Annotated in this window: 2 protein-coding genes; both read left to right on the plus strand. The window is 61.8% G+C overall.

All coding sequences use genetic code 11. The features are described 5' to 3' along the window. Positions 1-417 (plus strand): HlyD family secretion protein (locus AC1D00_RS41945; RefSeq protein ID WP_477014752.1); only part of this gene is annotated, 417 nt, incomplete at its 5' end. Continuing rightward, a partial coding sequence (locus AC1D00_RS41950) for a glycosyltransferase (RefSeq protein ID WP_477014753.1) occupies positions 414-1188 on the plus strand: 775 nt, incomplete at its 3' end. The genes AC1D00_RS41945 and AC1D00_RS41950, both read left to right, overlap by 4 nt.

The raw sequence follows: 1188 nt of genomic DNA on the forward strand, positions 1-1188 counted from the left end.
CGTTACATCAGCCGCTCCGAGGCGGACATCAAGTTCCCCATCGCCGGCCGAATATGGGAGGTCATGACGGCGCCTGGAGAGGACGTCCGGGCCGGACAACCGCTCATTCGTCTACTCGATTGTTCCGGCGCCGTGGTAACGGCGAACGTCACTGAGAGCGTGTATAACGGGCTGCAACTGGGATCTCTCGCGCATTTCCGGCCGAGCGCCGGCGGCCCCCAATTGGCTGGAACCGTCGTCAATCTCACCGGCTCCGCAGGGGTCGCAGCGAACCTTGCCATCAATCCCGATGCGCTGAGCAAGGAACCGTATCGTGCGACGATTTCGGTCCCCGACCTCAACGATGGCTCCAACGATTGTCCGGTCGGGCGAACCGGACGCGTCATCTTCTCGGGAGAGACTGCGAGAAAGCCATGATCCCCGCGCTGACGCCRGGCCTTATTGCGCTCGGGTCCTGCCTTGCCATCCTGCCCTGGCTCCGGCCTGGGAACTCTGCGGCGCGTTCCCTGATGATCGCAATCCTATTGCTGCTTATGATCCGCTATCTGGGATGGCGCATCACGTCCACGGTCCCGCCGGTCGGCTGGACCGCCGATTTCGTCGTGGGAGCGCTGTTCCTCATCGTCGAGGCTGCGTCACTCGCGGCGAGTGCACTGTCGCTGCTGTTTCTAAGCCGCACGACCGATCGAACGCCGCAAGTCGAAGCCAACAGGCGGTGGCTTGCCGGACGGCAAGCTCCGCTGATCGACGTATTCATTTGCACCTACAACGAGGAAACGTCGATCCTGGAGCGCACAATTATCTGCGCCACGGGAATGAATTATCCCAACTACCGTGTCTGGGTTCTGGACGACGGGCGGCGCGACTGGCTCGAAAAGCTTGCCGGCGAGCTCGGCTGCCGCTATCTGGCACGGCCCGACAACAAGGACGCCAAGGCCGGCAACATCAACCACGCTCTGCGGCACGTGACAGGGCTCGCCGATCCCCCCGACTTCATTTCGATCCTCGACGCCGATTTTGTTCCCATGCCCGAATTTCTCGCTCGCGCGATATGCCTGCTCCGCGATCCTGGCGTAGGCGTGGTGCAAACGCCTCAGCATTTCATCAATGCGGATCCGATCCAAACCAATCTGGCCGCGACCAAGGTCTGGCCGGACGAGCAGCGCTTCTTCTTCGATATTCTGATGC

Source organism: Bradyrhizobium sp. P2_E8 (assembly GCF_056403875.1).